This window comes from Ruegeria sp. L11, from assembly GCF_056531755.1.
On the sequence record NZ_JBQFMI010000001.1, the window covers coordinates 197,215 to 212,456 of the forward strand.

The 15,242-nt window shown below is 58.1% G+C and carries 11 protein-coding genes; 8 read left to right on the plus strand and 3 right to left on the minus strand.

Annotated features, from left to right (window positions below; all coding sequences use genetic code 11):
* Nucleotides 1-91 precede the first annotated feature (91 nt).
* Nucleotides 92-643 (minus strand): LOG family protein, encoded by a 552-nt coding sequence (locus ACR0CE_RS00945; RefSeq protein ID WP_267366848.1) that lies wholly within the window; start codon nt 641-643, stop codon nt 92-94.
* A 127-nt stretch (nt 644-770) separates the two neighbouring features.
* On the opposite strand from ACR0CE_RS00945, the gene ACR0CE_RS00950 reads away from it, so the two are divergent.
* The 3 genes from ACR0CE_RS00950 (at nt 771) to ACR0CE_RS00960 (ending at nt 4,492) form a co-directional block, all read left to right on the plus strand.
* Nucleotides 771-2,153 carry a LysM peptidoglycan-binding domain-containing protein gene (locus ACR0CE_RS00950; protein WP_480830528.1) on the plus strand — a complete coding sequence of 461 codons (1,383 nt, stop codon included), beginning with the start codon at nt 771-773 and terminating at the stop codon, nt 2,151-2,153.
* Nucleotides 2,154-2,211: 58 nt separating this feature from the next.
* Nucleotides 2,212-4,035, plus strand: coding sequence for an ABCB family ABC transporter ATP-binding protein/permease (locus tag ACR0CE_RS00955; protein WP_480830530.1), 1,824 nt, complete (start codon nt 2,212-2,214; stop codon nt 4,033-4,035).
* A gap of 118 nt (nt 4,036-4,153) precedes the next feature.
* Complete coding sequence (locus ACR0CE_RS00960; protein WP_245222520.1) at nt 4,154-4,492, plus strand: DUF2147 domain-containing protein; 339 nt, start codon at nt 4,154-4,156, stop codon at nt 4,490-4,492.
* A 43-nt stretch (nt 4,493-4,535) separates the two neighbouring features.
* Here the strand turns inward: ACR0CE_RS00960 and ACR0CE_RS00965 are convergent, their stop codons facing one another.
* Together ACR0CE_RS00965 and ACR0CE_RS00970 are read right to left on the minus strand one after the other, a co-directional pair.
* A complete protein-coding gene (locus tag ACR0CE_RS00965; protein WP_480545373.1) occupies nt 4,536-8,387 on the minus strand; it encodes an efflux RND transporter permease subunit in 3,852 nt (1,283 codons plus the stop codon).
* Complete coding sequence (locus ACR0CE_RS00970; RefSeq protein ID WP_480480316.1) at nt 8,384-9,610, minus strand: efflux RND transporter periplasmic adaptor subunit; 1,227 nt, start codon at nt 9,608-9,610, stop codon at nt 8,384-8,386. The genes ACR0CE_RS00965 and ACR0CE_RS00970 overlap by 4 nt, the downstream gene beginning before the upstream one ends.
* A gap of 225 nt (nt 9,611-9,835) precedes the next feature.
* Here ACR0CE_RS00970 and ACR0CE_RS00975 point away from each other — a divergent pair, with 225 nt between their 5' ends.
* The 5 genes from ACR0CE_RS00975 (at nt 9,836) to ACR0CE_RS00995 (ending at nt 15,195) form a co-directional block, all read left to right on the plus strand.
* The gene (locus ACR0CE_RS00975; protein WP_480480318.1) at nt 9,836-10,507 is read left to right on the plus strand and encodes a hypothetical protein; all 672 of its coding nucleotides are present in this window, start codon (nt 9,836-9,838) and stop codon (nt 10,505-10,507) included.
* A 44-nt stretch (nt 10,508-10,551) separates the two neighbouring features.
* A complete protein-coding gene (locus ACR0CE_RS00980; protein ID WP_480830532.1) occupies nt 10,552-11,874 on the plus strand; it encodes a PQQ-like beta-propeller repeat protein in 1,323 nt (440 codons plus the stop codon).
* A 49-nt stretch (nt 11,875-11,923) separates the two neighbouring features.
* Nucleotides 11,924-13,387 carry a ribosome biogenesis GTPase Der gene (der, locus tag ACR0CE_RS00985; protein ID WP_480480322.1) on the plus strand — a complete coding sequence of 488 codons (1,464 nt, stop codon included), beginning with the start codon at nt 11,924-11,926 and terminating at the stop codon, nt 13,385-13,387.
* Between the two features lie 165 nt (nt 13,388-13,552).
* Complete coding sequence (locus ACR0CE_RS00990; RefSeq protein ID WP_480830534.1) at nt 13,553-14,536, plus strand: fatty acid desaturase; 984 nt, start codon at nt 13,553-13,555, stop codon at nt 14,534-14,536.
* 92 nt (nt 14,537-14,628) lie between these two features.
* Nucleotides 14,629-15,195 (plus strand): helix-hairpin-helix domain-containing protein, encoded by a 567-nt coding sequence (locus tag ACR0CE_RS00995; protein ID WP_480830536.1) that lies wholly within the window; start codon nt 14,629-14,631, stop codon nt 15,193-15,195.
* Nucleotides 15,196-15,242: the final 47 nt, after the last annotated feature.

Here is a 15,242-nt window from a genome sequence, read left to right on the forward strand (position 1 = left end):
CACCAAATCGACCAGCCCAATGTCTTGCCCGCATATGTGCGGCAACGATGCACAGCTGCGTTCGGTCAGACACTTTCGCGACCTGCCGGGTTTACCGCAGCTTATCGCGCAGGGCCGTCATTGCTGTTTCTGCATCTTCAGCCCAAATGACAAAGTCACCCAGTGATCGATCTGCAAAGCCTTGCCCGATCACCTGATGCAACAGGGTTTTCAACGCATCCCAATAGCCGTTCACATTGACGATGACGATGGGTTTGTCGTGCAGGCCCAGCTGCCGCCAGGTCAGCGCTTCAAAAAGCTCGTCCAGTGATCCCGGCCCGCCGGGCAGAACAACGACGGCGTCAGCATTCATGATCATGACCTTTTTCCGCTCGTGCATGGTTTCGGTGATCACGAAATGGGTCAGGTCGGTCTTGCCGACCTCTCGTTTGACCAGATGCACCGGAATGACACCAAAGGTCTCGCCACCGGCTTGTTGCGCGGCCCGGGCGACTTCGCCCATCAGCCCGACATCTCCGGCACCGTAAACCAGCCGCCAGCCTTCCTGCGCAAGCAGGCTGCCAAACTGTCGTGCGGTTTCAGAATAAGCTTTCTCGGCCCCATTGCGTGACCCGCAATACACACAGACGGATTTCTGAGACATGAAAGAGACGCTCCGGGGTTGTGTCAGAGGTTTTGACCCCTGATAGCGGGATTGATAGATTGGCTCAACTGTCCGCTGGAAGGCTTTTGAAGACAAAGCTTTTGTACGGCGGGGTGAAAGGAAAACAATGGACGCCAAATCGGGAAACGGAAGCTCGGGCAATTTTGTCTGGGGTGTGATTGCGGGTCTGGTTGCCGTGCTGGGTGTTGGGGGTTTGTATCTGTCCGGCGCTTTCACCAAAGCGCCAGAGCCTGAGGCGGGTGCACCGCAGGAACCCGTGTCTGTTGCAGCTACGCAACCGCAGGAACAAGCGGCCGAAGCGCCTGCGGAAACTACCACAACAGAACCAGCTGAGCAGGCCGCCGTGACACCGGATGAGGTACCAACCGCTGATCCCGCCGAAGACACGGCTGCGGCAACAGATGTTGTTCCAGACACTGAACCTGCGGCGGCCCAATCGGAAGAGAATGTACAGGCACCCACGGCCCCCCCGGTTTTAGATCAGATTTTTGTTGAAGCAGATGGAACGGCGCTTTTGTCAGGTGACGCCGAGCCGGGCAGCCAGATTGAAGTTCTCCTGAACGGTGAAACCATACACACATTCACGGTGGATAGTAGTGGGCAGTTCGCCGAGTTCGTCTCGATCCCCTTCAGCGATGCCGCGCAGGGGCTAATCCTGCGCAGCAAAAGCGGCGGGCAAACAACCCGGTCTGACGACTATCTGATCGCCGCTCTGCCGAAGCCGGTCGAGGAAGAGCCGGTTGCGCAGCAAACTGACGCTGTTGATCAAGGCGAAACAACCGAAGCTGAAGAACAGATAGCCTCGGCGGTTGTCGATCCAGAGACCGAAACCCCAGCTGAGACCGAAACATCAGACCCTGTGGCGACCGCGCCAGAAGCCAGCGAAGCGCAGGTTGCCGACCAGTCGGCAGAGACATCTGAAACGGGTCAGCAGATCGCGGTACTGCGGTCGGGCGAAGAAGGCGTTGAACTCGTGCAACCGCCCGTGGTTCGGGATACCCCGCCGGAACAGGTCGCGCTGGATACAATCGGGTATTCCGAAACCGGTGACGTCCAGTTGACCGGGCGAGTACAGGACGGGGCGGCCATCAGGGTGTATCTGGACAATCGTCTGGTTGCCGACCTTGCTCCGGAACAGGATGGATCCTGGCGGAGTGATCTGGACGGTATCGACCCCGGTGTTTACACGTTGCGTGTTGACGCGGTGAACACGGACGGGAAGGTCCTCAGCCGGGTCGAAACCCCGTTCAAACGCGAACCTGTGGAAGTTTTGGAAGCAGCATCAGGTGGCGGTGACGGAACAGCCGCGCAGGACAATGCCCCGGCAATTCGGTCGGTCACTGTGCAGCGGGGCGACACGCTGTGGGCGATCTCGCGTGACCGCTTTGGCGATGGCATCCTGTATGTGCGCCTGTTCGAAGCCAACCGCGACTTGATCCGCGACCCGGATCTGATCTATCCGGGGCAAATCTTTACGATACCGGAATAATCAACGCGCTGGCCCTTTGCGGGCCAGAGCCTTTCTCTGACCGCAGACAAGGTACGTGATGAGACGAACATCTCCGATGGCCTCGAGTGACGGGGTGCAGAGCGGCGAGCGCAGTTCAGGCTGGCGGACAATCCGCAAGGTTGCGCCCTACCTCTGGCCGCAGGACGAGGTTTGGGTAAAGCGCCGCGTGGTTATCGCAATGGCGATGCTGGTTCTGGCCAAACTGATCGCGGTCTATACCCCGATCCTATACAAAGGCGCCGTTGACTCATTGGCAGGTGAAGGCGTGCCGCCGCTAGCGCTGGGCGCAGTGGGTGTGACGGTTGCCTACGGCGTGGCGCGCATGATGACGGTTGGGTTCCAGCAATTGCGGGACGCCGCCTTTGCCCCTGTTGGACAGCGGGCCTTGCGGGCGCTGGCGCTGGAGACGTTCAGACATATCCATAACCTTTCCATGCGCTATCACGTCTCGCGCCGCACCGGCGGGCTGAGCCGTATCATCGAGAGGGGCGTCAAAGGCGTTGAATTCCTGCTGCGTTTCCTGCTGTTCTCAATCGGGCCGCTGATCCTTGAGCTGTTGCTGGTAGCGATCATCCTGATGTGGTTGTTCGACGTCTGGTATCTGGTCGTCGTCGCCGTCACCATCGGCCTTTACATTTGGTTCACCTTTGCCGTGACCGAATGGCGGGTAAAGCTGCGGCGTGAGATGAACGACCAGGACACCGAAGCCAATCAGCGCGCCATTGACAGTTTGCTGAACTTCGAAACCGTCAAGTATTTCAACGCGGAAGCGCGCGAAGCTGCACGTTACGACGTGTCGATGAAAGCCTATGCCGGGGCGGCGCTGAAAACCGCCTATTCGCTGGCGTTTTTGAACTTCGGCCAATCCTTCCTGATTACCTGCGGTCTGATCGGAGTTATGGTTCTGGCAGCAATTGGCGTTCAGAATGGAAACCTGACCGTGGGCGACTTTGTCATGGTCAACGCGTATATGATCCAGATCACCGTTCCGCTGAACTTTCTGGGGACGGTCTATCGTGAGATCCGGCAATCGCTGGTTGATATGGGGCAGATGTTTGATCTGCTCGAACAACCTGCCGAAGTCACCGATCAGCCTGATGCACCCGAGCTTGTTGTCAAAGGTGGTGAGGTCACACTTGAGAATGTGCATTTTGGGTATGACCCCGAAAGGGAAATCCTCAAGGGTGTTTCCTTGATGGTTCCGGCCGGACAGACGGTCGCAATCGTCGGGGCGACTGGGTCTGGCAAGTCGACCATCGGGCGGCTGTTGTTCCGGTTTTACGACGTGACCAAAGGCGCGCTGAAGATCGACGGGCAGGACGTTCGGGACGTGACCCAGACCAGCCTGCATGCAGCGATCGGCGTTGTGCCACAGGATACAGTGCTGTTTAACGACACCATTCGCTACAACATTGCGTATGGGCGCGACGATGCCACCCCTGAGGATGTCGAGGCCGCAGCCCGCGCCGCCCAGATTCATGACTTTATCACTTCGCTGCCCGACGGGTACGACACCATGGTGGGTGAGCGCGGTCTGAAACTGTCCGGCGGCGAAAAACAACGGGTTGGCATAGCGCGGACATTGCTGAAGAACCCTCCGATCCTGTTGCTGGACGAGGCGACCTCGGCCCTGGATACCGACACGGAACAGGACATCAAGGATGCGCTGGCGCACGCAGGGGAAGGGCGGACGGTGATCACGATTGCCCATCGCCTCAGCACCATTGCCGAGGCGGATCGGATTGTTGTTCTTGAGGCCGGTGAGATCATCGAACAGGGCACACATGACGAGCTGTTGGCGCTGTCCGGGCGATATGCTCAACTGTGGAACCGCCAGCAGTCGGACAGTGAGGCCGCCTGAGGGGCTCATCTTGCCCCGCGGGATGTGCTAGGATGCGCCGTGAATGAAGGTGGACGCCATGATCAATGGTTTAGCAAGACGATTGGTACCTATAGCGGTCGTGGTTCTTCTTCCGGCTATGGTAGCAGCTGACCCGATCGAGGGCGTTTGGAAGACCGAGCCTGATCGCAAGAACCTGATCTCGCACATCAAGATATCCGCCTGCGCGGACAAGTTCTGCGGCACGATACTTTCGGCTTTTGATTCATCGGGCAAAGAAGTTCAAACGCCGAATATCGGGAAAAAGCTGTTCTGGGATGTGTCCAGCGAAGGCGGTGGAAAATACGGCGGGGGTGAGTTCTGGGTTCCCCTGATCGACGTTGATGCTGTTCCACAGATGACGTTGCAAGGTGACAAGCTCATGGTCAAAGGCTGTGAACATGCGATTTGCGCGCACCAGACCTGGTCCCGACTGTGACGGCAGAAAACGAAAAGGACCGGGAATCCCGGTCCTTTCATCCTTATTCTGCAGCTTTTAGCGGCGATCCCGGAACCTGATCTATAGGCTCGTCTCGCGGCCGGGTCTCGGATTGTGACGGCTCATCCCACACAATCTCGGTCGCCTGTAGTTTGCGAGCCGAGCGACCAATAGCCATATCCTGCGCGATCTGACTGGACCGCCCCGCAGTCACACGGGCAAGCCCGCGACTGAGCCAGACTGCGTAAGTTGTCACCCAGACACGCAGTGCCAGAAGCGACGGCGTCACGATCAGCGTGAGAACAGTGGCGATGCCAAGACCAAAGACAACCGCTGTGGCCAGCTGTTTCCACCACAGGGCGGTGGGACTGTCGATGGAATAGCCGCCATTGATGAAGTCCAGCGAAAGCCCAAACATCATCGGGGTCAGACCTGCCATAGTCGTCAACGTGGTCAGCAAAACCGGGCGGATACGCGATTCCGCAGTGCGGACGATTGCATCGATCCTCGGCATATAGGCACTGTATTCCTGATAGGTATCGATCAGAACAATGTTGTTGTTCACCACAATTCCTGCCAGCGCAACGATGCCGGTGCCGGTCATGATGATCGAAAAGGGTTGCTCCATCACGATCATGCCGATCAGCACCCCGGTGGTCGAAAGAACAACCGCCAACAGCACCAGCACCGAATTGTAGAACGAGTTGAACTGGGCCAGCAGGATCACGAACATCAGCCCCAATGCGCCCATGAAGGCATTCACCAGAAATGCGCCGGATTCAGCCTGCTCTTCCTGATCCCCGGTCCATTCCCAACTGATTGAGGTGGGGAACGGGTCCGTGTTCAGCCACTGCGTTAGCTTCTCGATCCGCTCGTTCGCGTTCATCGGGACGAGTTGCACTGTGGCCTTCTCGGCATCTATCTGGCTTTGAACAGTTGAGATATCAATCGATTGGGTGACTTCTGGAACATTGTACCGAAGTACCTGTGGACTCCAAAAAAGCGAGAACGGGAAAGATCTGGGTTGTATCATGGTGACGTTGTACGCTTCACCATTTCCAGCTCCTTCATCAGTGACCTCGTAACCGAAACCAACGTCGAGCGCTCCGTTCTCTACTGGTTCGCCATCTTCATCAAGTGGGATCATCTGAAGGATCTGAATTCCGTCAATTACATCGGCCTTCACATCGTAATAACGTTGCTGGTCGACACGGTTGATCTGGGCCAGTTTGGCCACGGGTTCCCGGGTCACGAAGTTCGACAGCGGAACCAACCCGTCCGGCGTGCGGACCTTGAGCGTGTCCAATGTCGACAGCACGCGATCCTCTTCCGGCAATCGGACACGGATCTCGATCTCTTCATCTGTGCTGTCGGGGCGCATCTCACCCAGCAGGATGCCGCGTGTCACCAGCTGCACCATGGCACCGACGGTGGCCACATCAGCCCCAAACCGGCCGGCCTTCGCCACATCGACGTCGATCTGCCAATCGATGCCCGGCAAGGGCAGGGTGTCTTCGGTTTTGATCAGCCCCGGCGTTTCGTCAAAGATCTGGCGCGCGGTGACAGTGGCCGATGTCAGCTCGTCCCAACCGTCCCCCTTGATGCGCAGGTGAACGGGCTTGGCCGAGGCCGGGCCCTGTTCCAATGCCAGGATTTCAACAACGATTCCGGGTATTGTCGCCAGTTTGGCGTTGAGATCGTCGATTACGTAATCGCCATCAAATTCTGGAGCCACAAAGTGGCGCTCAAACAATCCCCACAAAGCGGATTCCGAAACGTTCGGGCGATCTTCCCATGGTATAATTTCGAACTGGACGCGCCCCACCGTGTCCGCTGGTGCCTGCGCACCGCCGGTGTTCTGGTTCAGACCACCTTCGCCTGCAAAGGAAAAGACGTTGATTACTGCCGGATGAGATCCAATGATCTGTTCGGCCTGCAGCACCATCTCGTCTTTTTCAGCCAGTGACAGGTTGCCACGGGCACGGACGTAAGCAGTTGCCTGTTCCGGTTCGCTTTCAACGAAGAATTCGACACCTCGGGATTCCTGCGGGAACCAGACGAAGGTCACGAAATACACGGCAGAGAAAACTGCCGCCAGCGACACAATCGGCATGATCGGGTTGCCGACAAGGAACCCGATCACATGTCCGAAAGGTGTGTGTTCGTCAGCGGTGTGGACGTGGTCTTCTTCCGCTCGTTCGAACTTGGCCGCGCTCAGCGTTACAGACCCGGCAAAGGCCCCGAACAGGAACAGCAGGGCACCGGCGACCACTCCTCCGGGCAGCAGATAGTCAGGGTTCAGAACCTGCATTGCGCCAAGGAAAATCATGTAGAGCGACGGGGGCACCATCACCGCCCGAACCCACCACCGGGTACGCGCCCGGAGCCAATTCGAAGACCGGTCAAAAACGCGGCTCAGACGCCCCGAAACGCCTCCCATGACCGGCAGGTAGATCAGCGCCACAATCAGCGAAGCCGACAGAACAAAGATCAGCGTGACCGGCAGCATCCCCATGAATTCACCCGGAATACCGGGCCAGAACAGCATGGGCAGAAAGGCACATAGCGTCGTCGCGGTCGAGGATACGATGGGCCAGAACATACGTTGGGCCGCCTCGACATAGGCATGCATCGGGCCGACACCTTCCTTGATGCGTTTGTCTGCGTATTCCACCACCACGATGGCACCGTCGACCAGCATCCCCACGGCCAGGATGAGGCCGAACATAACGATGTTCGAGATACTGATGCCCATGACCGCAAGAAACGCGAAACACAGAAGGAACGAGGTCGGGATCGCAAAACCGACCAAAAGCGCGGCCCTCGTACCCAAAGATGCCAGAACCACGATCATCACCAGGGCGATTGCAGTCAGAACCGAGCCTTCAAGCTGGCTGACCATTGAACCGACAATGCGGCTCTGGTCGTTTGACGTCCCAAGCTCGACCGCCGCCTGAAGCTCGGGCGGCCATTTTGTCTTGGCCTCAGCAATGGTTTCCTTCACCTGCGTTACGGTGTCGATCAGGTTATATCCCTTGCGTTTGACAACCTGCAGCGCGACGGTCGCTTCGCCGTTGAAACGGGCGGTACCTTCGCGATCTTCAAAAGTGTAGTTGATCTGTGCAAGCTCACCCAGCGTTACAACCCGGTCGCCATTGACCTTGACCGGCAAGGCATAGACATCCTGCGCCGTTTTGAATGACGATGGGATCTTGACCGAGAATGTACCCTGTGCGGTTTCGACTTCGCCCGCTGCGATCAACTGGTTGTTGTTTCGCACGACATTGATCAACTCGGCCGCGGTCACGTTGTACGCCTCAAGCCGCAGGGGGTCGATGATGACCTCAAGCAACTCGTCACGATTGCCCGCGATACCCGCTTCGAGAACGGAATCCAGCGCCTCAAGCTCGTCCTGCAAATCCTTGGCGACACGGGCCATTGTGCGTTCCGGAACAGCTCCGGTCAGGTTGACGATGACGATCGGGAATTCGGAAAAGTTGATTTCCGTCAGCGAGTATTGTTCCGCACCTTCAGGGAAATCAGCCTGGGCCGTGTTCATGGCATCGCGCACGTCCGCCATGATCGAGGTCTTGTCCCAGCCGAATTCAAACTCCAGCGCGACCCCGGCATAGCCTTCGGCCGCAGTCGACGTCATTTCCTTGAGCCCGTCGAGATCCGCCAGCTCGGTCTCCATCGGCTTGACCAAAAGGTTTTCCGAGTCTTCTGCTGAAATTCCGGGAAACTGCACCGAAACGAAAAGGGCAGGGATTTCGATATCCGGTTCACCCTCTTTCGGAAGCGAGACATAGGCTAAGCCGCCTACGACCAGTGAAATGGCGATGAACGCCATAACCATTCGGGCCCTGCCTGCGGCCCATGCGACGATACCCGTCATTGCGAGGCTTCCCGATAAGTTGGTGCAACGGTAACACCGCGGATCACGAATTCCTGCCCGACCACGATGATATCAACCGTTTCCGGAAGACCGTCGATCCAGACACCTTCGGCGGTGTCGCGCAGGATGCGGACTGGCATGAAGTCAACAACGTTGCCTGCGCCAACTGTGCGCACACCCAATTGCCCTTCGTTGCTAAGAGTCAGCGCCGATTGCGGCAGCAGGTGGGCTTTCGCGCCCTCGGCGGCGATGCTGATTGTCGCCGTCTGACCGTCGCGAATGGTCAAGTCGGGGTTCGGAACGGTGATTTCCACCTCGAATGTACGTGTTGTCTCGTCCGCGGACCGGCTCAGGAACGTGACCCGACCGCCCAGTTGCCGACCGGTCACAAGTGTTGCCGATGCTTCGGACCCAACAAGCACCCGATTGACTTCGGTCTCGGGTACGAAGCCGACCAGCTTGATCGGGTCCAGTTGAATGACAGTCGCGCAAAGTGATCCAGGCTGCATCAGGCTTCCCAGTTCTGCAGTGTCGCTTTCCAGCAAGCCCTTGAAGGGGGCTTTGATGGTCAGGCGGCCAACCTCTCGCTGTGCGGCCTCGACTGCTGCCGCGGCTGCTTCGATGCCTGCACGCGTGGCTTCCAGTCCGGCTTCGGCTGTTTTCACACCGGCTTCCGCTGAGCTCATCACCGCTTCGCTGGAGATGCGACGGGTTTCCGACGCATAGCCGGTTTCAGCCAGTTTGCGCGAGGCTGTCAGATTGATCTCGGCCTCGGCAACAAGCGCATGTGCCTCTGTCAGGCGTGCTTCGGCTTCGGGTATGCGGCTCTGGGCTTCCAGTTTGCCCGCCATGGCTTCGGCCAGTTGTGCCGGGCGCGTGCCGGGATCAAGCTCGCATAATATATCGCCCGCCTCAACAAACGCACCTTTACGTTTAGGTTCAGAGATAACGGTGGACGTGGTTTCCGAAAGTACTTCGACCTGCCGGTTTGCCTTGGTCTGACCGCGCAGCAGCACGGCGCTGTCAATTTCACGCGCTTGCGAGCGCAGGGCGACAACACCCACTGCAGAGATATCGGAGTTATCGGTTTCCGCTGCTTCGTCTTGTGTTGCTTCCACGGCATCACCGCGTCCGGCAAAGGCGAACAAGGTGTCACGTTCAAACACCAGAAAATACAGTGCAACAATCACGAGAAGGGCGTTGATGAATGAAATCAAACGCATACAGTGTTTCTCCTAAGAATCTGCGCCATTAATACTTGGGCTGTCACGCCATGAAATGGGGTCTGTTCGGCATCTTTTCCATACTGAACTGAATAGTTCGGTTTGCATTTTTTCGCAAGAGGGAAGCAAAGCGGTCAAAATGTGCAAAATCGGACCCTTGGCTTGGCGTTGGTGCCGGGGTATGACATGGCGCACTTATACAAGATAGACAGCCCGGGGGCTTGGATGAGCGATATTGACAGTTTCATTGATGAGGTCACCGAAGAGGTGCGCCGCGACCGGATCTATCTGTTGCTGCGCCGCTGGGGCTGGGTGGGTGTCGTCGCCGTCGTGTTGATCGTAGGCGGTGCCGCTTTCAATGAATACCGCAAGGCGCGGGACACGGCGCAAGCTCAGCAATTGGGTGACACCATTCTTGCTGCGTTGTCCGAAAATGACCCGGCTGCAAGGGCTGCAGGTCTTGCGCAGGCAGAGGCGATGTCACCGGGCGGGAAAGCCGTGCTGGATATGTTGCTGTCCGCGTCACAGGTCGAATCCGGATCCCGAGAGGACGCGGTCAACAGCCTGAACGCGGTGGCCGTACAGGGCGACCTGCCCGAGATTTACCGCGCGATTGCAAGCTTCAAATCGCTGCTTTTGCAGGGTGACACCTTGCCTGCCGCCGATCGACGGCAACAGTTCGAGGCGTTGGCATCCCCCGGAGCTCCTCTGCGGCTGCTGGCGGAAGAACAGTTGGCCCTGATTGACGTGGCCGACGGCAATGTCGATGCTGCGCTGGACCGGTTGCAGGCGCTGCGGCAGGATGCCGAGGTGGGTATCGACCTGCAACAGCGCGCCGCGCAAATGATCATTGCTTTGGGTGGGGAACCTGAACCATTGGTGGCGCAGCAAGGCTGACCAGGCGGGACAAGAGACTTAACGACAGGCGAGTTCGGAGTATCATGGTAAAAAGATTTTTTTCCCGCACGGGAATGCCTTTTGCGGCGCTGGCCCTGATCGCATTGGCGGCCTGTGAACCGCCCGAAGCCATTCTGCCCGGTGAACGCGAGGATATTCGCCCTGTTTCAGATCTTGAAACGGTCGAAAAGCGCGGCTCGCAACCGATCAGCCTGCCGGGGCAACAGGTCAACGCCAGCTGGTCCCAAAGTCCGGGAACGCCCGCGTACCGGACCACGCATGCCGCCTTGCGCGCGACGCCACAGCGGATCTGGTCTGTTTCGATCGGGCAGGGTGACTCGCGCAAGCAACGCATAACTGCCGAGCCGGTGGTTGCGGGCGGATTGATCTTTACACTGGATTCAGGGGCGACGGTTTCAGCGGTCACCCAGCAGGGGCAGTTGGCATGGGAAACCGATCTGATCCCGCCAAGTGATGGCGACTCGGATGCAACAGGGGGTGGTTTGGCTTATGCCGACGACGTCCTTTATGTGTCGTCAGGGTTCGGTCGGCTGACCGCGCTGGACGCCAAATCGGGTGCCGTGCGCTGGCAAAAACGCCTGGAAGCGACCGGCAGCGGCGCCCCGCTGGTGAATGATGGCCTGTTATACGTGGTGGCCGGAGACGAAACCGGCTGGGCTGTAAACACCAAGGACGGACGCATAGCCTGGCAATTCGAAGGCACACCCAGCGTCGGGAACGTTCTGGGTGCGCCTGCGCCTGCAATCGCATCTGATCTGGCGGTATTTGCCTTTGGCTCGGGTGACGTGGCGGCCACTTTCCGCCGCGGTGGTATCCGCCGCTGGAACGCGTCTGTTGCAGGGGGGCGTCGCGGGCGCGCCGCGGCGCAAATCGTCGATGTGACTGGCGGTCCGATGGTTGTCGGCAACAGTATCTACATCGGCAATCACTCGGGCCGGACCGTCGCATTTGATGCCGCTTCCGGTGAGCGCCAGTGGACAGCAGACGAAGGTGCGGTCGATACGGTCTGGCCTGCGGGCAACAGCATCTTCCTGATCAGTGATCGCAGCCAGCTGGTGCGTCTGAACGCGGCGGACGGGTCTGTCATCTGGGCGCAGGATCTGCCGGGCTTCGTCAAGGACAAGCGTGGCCGCCGGGGACCGATCTTTGCGCATTACGGCCCAATTCTGGCCGGGGGTCGTATTGTGGTTGCGTCCAACGACGGGTTTCTGCGGTTCTTCAATCCAGTTGACGGAACACTGGTTCATCAGGCTGAAGTTCCCGGAGGCGCAACAGCATCCCCTGTTGTGGCCGGGCAGACGCTGTATGTTGTTTCGACCAAAGGTGATCTACACGCTTTCCGTTGACGGCAAGATGCGTTAAAGGGCGCAACTTGAGTCTTGAAAGTAGAGTATCATGTCGCTGACCCTCGCTATCGTGGGGCGCCCGAACGTGGGCAAATCCACATTGTTCAACCGCCTCGTAGGCAAACGTCTGGCGCTGGTCGACGACCAGCCCGGTGTGACGCGTGACTTGCGCGAGGGCGAAGGGCGTCTGGGCGATCTGCGCTTTACTGTGATCGATACGGCCGGACTTGAAGACGCGACAGATGACAGTTTGCAGGGCCGGATGCGCCGCCTGACCGAGCGCGCCGTGGACATGGCCGATGTCTGCCTGTTCATGATCGACGCGCGGGTCGGGCTGACGCCCACGGATGAGATGTTTGCAGAAATCCTGCGCAAGCGGTCCAAGCACGTGATCCTTGCGGCCAACAAGGCTGAAGGCAGCGCAGCGGATGCCGGGGTGCTCGAGGCATACAATCTGGGTCTGGGTGAACCGGTGCGCATGTCGGGTGAACATGGCGAGGGGATGACCGACCTTTATGCTCAGCTGATGCCATTGGCGGATGCAGCCGAGGAAAAGCAGGTCGAAGAAGCCCCGGAAACAGATATTGAGCTGGATGAAGACGGTGAGGGCGAAATGCCCCTGATCACCGCTGCCAAGCCTTTGCAAGTGGCCGTGGTTGGCCGTCCGAATGCGGGCAAATCCACGCTGATCAACAAGATCATCGGCGAAGACCGCCTGTTGACGGGGCCCGAGGCCGGGATCACCCGTGACGCTATCAGCCTGCGGATCGATTGGGCCGACCCGGATGGAGAAAGCACTCCGATGCGGATCTTTGATACAGCAGGAATGCGCAAGAAAGCGAAGGTACAGGAAAAGCTTGAAAAGCTTTCGGTGTCAGACGGTCTGCGCGCGGTGAAGTTCGCCGAGGTTGTCGTCGTACTGCTGGACGCAGCCATTCCATTTGAACAACAGGACCTGAGAATTGCCGATTTGGCCGAACGCGAAGGCCGGGCTGTTGTCGTTGCTGTAAACAAGTGGGACGTCGAGGAAAACAAGCAGGAAAAGCTGCGGGAACTGAAAGAAGCCTTCGACCGCTTGCTGCCGCAGCTGCGCGGTGCCCCTCTGGTCACCGTCTCGGCAAAAACGGGTCGCGGGCTGGAGAGATTGCGCGCCGCCATCCTGCGCGCCCATGATGTCTGGAACCGCCGAGTGCCAACCGCGGCGTTGAACCGGTGGCTGACTGCCATGCTGGAACAGCACCCGCCGCCGGCCCCGCAGGGCCGCCGCATCAAGCTGCGCTATATGACCCAGGCGAAAACGCGGCCGCCGGGTTTTGTTGTGATGTGTTCTCATCCCGATAAGATGCCCGAAAGCTATACCCGCTATCTGGTCAACGGGTTGCGTCAGGACTTTGACATGCCTGGCACCCCAATCCGTCTGACGCTGCGCGGGCAGGGCGACAAGAACCCGTATAAGGGGCGGCGCAAGAAAAATGCGGGCGCATTGGCCAAGCATCTCAAGGGCCGCGCGTAACTGCGCCAATTTTCAGCATCTTACCTCACGGGGGCGTGACAGTTTCTGTTCTCCGCGCTAGCATTCATGCGTGTGCATTTGTTTGGGCAAGCACTGCTTGCACGCGGACTAGCCGCACCTAGATTTGAACAGAAAACTGAACGGCCATCGTAAGGAGACGGCTGGATGGATTTGAGGGAATATACAAGACATTACGCGGTGCAGGACAACAGATTGGCGGCGGCAAGTTATTTTGGCACATTTGCGGTGTATTTCGCGTCGCTGACCGTTGCGATCACATTTGTTGATCGATGGTACATCATGATACCCGCCGGGATCGTGTTCGCCTTTGCCGCAGTACGGCTTTATGTGCTGCAACATGATTGCGGGCACCACTCTCTGTTCGAGACACGTATGCAAAACGAATGGGCAGGGCATGGCCTGTCTCCCTTCACTTTCGCCCCGTTCGAGGTGATGAAACAGAACCACAATTTGCACCATGCGGGCATCGGAAATCTTGAGCACCGCGAGACAGGTGAAATTCACACGATGACCCTGCGAGAGTGGAATGCAGCTGATTGGAAAACACGTTTGTTTTACCGGCTGTATCGCAATCCGTTCATCCTGGTTCCGGCCGGCGCGTTGTTCACCTATTTCATCCGATACCGCTGGCCCAAGAATACGGCGCGTTTTGGCGCCAAAGGTGTGGTGTTGCACAACCTGTCGATCGTTGTTTTTCTTGGATTGTTGTATCTGATCGCGGGTATGACGGGCATTTGGGTCTGGCTGGTGTTTTCCTTTTTGGGTGGAATGCTGGGCGTCTTCCTCGTTTATCTTCAGCACAATTTCGAAGACACCTATTGGGATCGCCGCCCCGATTTGAACCCTCAGACAGCAGCGCTTGAGGGGTCATCCGCGCTGGATTTCGGATGGTGGTTCGATATGGCTGTGGCTTGCATCACGTTGCATGATATCCACCATTTCAACGCGCGTATCCCATCATATCGCCTGCGTGCCTGCCACTATAACCTGCCGCCGGAATATACCCCCCGCCGGATCAAGTTTCCCGAGGCCGTGGCGGCATTGAACCTGAAGCTATGGGACGAAGATGCCAAGCGCCTTGTACCCTTTCCGAGAAACAACCGAGCCGCTGGTCTTGCCCATAACTAAGCTGGCAGAACAGGGACGACCACCACACAGCTTGCGGGCCCGTGTATCTTTTGTATATACGAGCCAGTAATCAGACAGAGAAAGGACCCAGAATGACCGCTGTGACCGACATAAAAGGTGTAGGAGAGGCACTTGGCCAGGCCCTTGTTGCCAATGGCTTCAAGACGGCCGAGGCGATAGCCAAGGCCACTCCTGCTGATTTGGTCAAGGTCCCTCGGATCGGTGAGGCGCGCGCGTTGGTTTTGATTGCATCTGCCAAAGATGCCGTTGCTGCAAAACCGCCTGCTGCGAAACCGGCAACACGCCGAACTGCGGCCCGGACGCCCGCGACGCGCAGACCGACCGCACGCAAAGCCGCGCCACGCAAAACAATCGCCGCAGCCGCAGCCGAGAAACGGGTCGAGGAAGCCGCACGCAAGGCAGCAGAAGAAAAAGCAGCCGCCGAAAAAGCCGAGACTGCTGAAAAGAAAAAGGCCAAAGCCAAGGCTAAGGCCGAAAAAGCCGCGAAGAAGCGCAAAGAGATGGAAGCCGCCTTTTCCAAGGCCAAAGACAAGGTGAAAGCCAAGTCCAAAAAGGACAAAAAGTCAAAAAAGGACGGAAAAAAGAAAGACGGCAAGAAAGGCGGAAAGAAGAAGGACAAGAAAAAAGCGAAGAAGTAAAACCTCTTCGCCTTCAGTTGATGTCCTAACCGGTGCCTGACGGTGCC

What these genes read in the sequence shown, in the direction of transcription:
- ACR0CE_RS00975 (WP_480480318.1), top strand. Translation starts at nt 9,836, where the DNA reads ATGAGCGATATTGACAGTTTCATTGATGAGGTCACCGAAGAGGTGCGC.
- ACR0CE_RS00990 (WP_480830534.1), top strand. Translation starts at nt 13,553, where the DNA reads ATGGATTTGAGGGAATATACAAGACATTACGCGGTGCAGGACAACAGA.
- ACR0CE_RS00965 (WP_480545373.1), bottom strand. Translation starts at nt 8,387, where the DNA reads ATGACGGGTATCGTCGCATGGGCCGCAGGCAGGGCCCGAATGGTTATG.
- ACR0CE_RS00980 (WP_480830532.1), top strand. Translation starts at nt 10,552, where the DNA reads ATGGTAAAAAGATTTTTTTCCCGCACGGGAATGCCTTTTGCGGCGCTG.
- ACR0CE_RS00995 (WP_480830536.1), top strand. Translation starts at nt 14,629, where the DNA reads ATGACCGCTGTGACCGACATAAAAGGTGTAGGAGAGGCACTTGGCCAG.
- ACR0CE_RS00945 (WP_267366848.1), bottom strand. Translation starts at nt 643, where the DNA reads ATGTCTCAGAAATCCGTCTGTGTGTATTGCGGGTCACGCAATGGGGCC.
- ACR0CE_RS00950 (WP_480830528.1), top strand. Translation starts at nt 771, where the DNA reads ATGGACGCCAAATCGGGAAACGGAAGCTCGGGCAATTTTGTCTGGGGT.
- ACR0CE_RS00960 (WP_245222520.1), top strand. Translation starts at nt 4,154, where the DNA reads ATGGTAGCAGCTGACCCGATCGAGGGCGTTTGGAAGACCGAGCCTGAT.
- der (WP_480480322.1), top strand. Translation starts at nt 11,924, where the DNA reads ATGTCGCTGACCCTCGCTATCGTGGGGCGCCCGAACGTGGGCAAATCC.
- ACR0CE_RS00970 (WP_480480316.1), bottom strand. Translation starts at nt 9,610, where the DNA reads ATGCGTTTGATTTCATTCATCAACGCCCTTCTCGTGATTGTTGCACTG.
- ACR0CE_RS00955 (WP_480830530.1), top strand. Translation starts at nt 2,212, where the DNA reads ATGAGACGAACATCTCCGATGGCCTCGAGTGACGGGGTGCAGAGCGGC.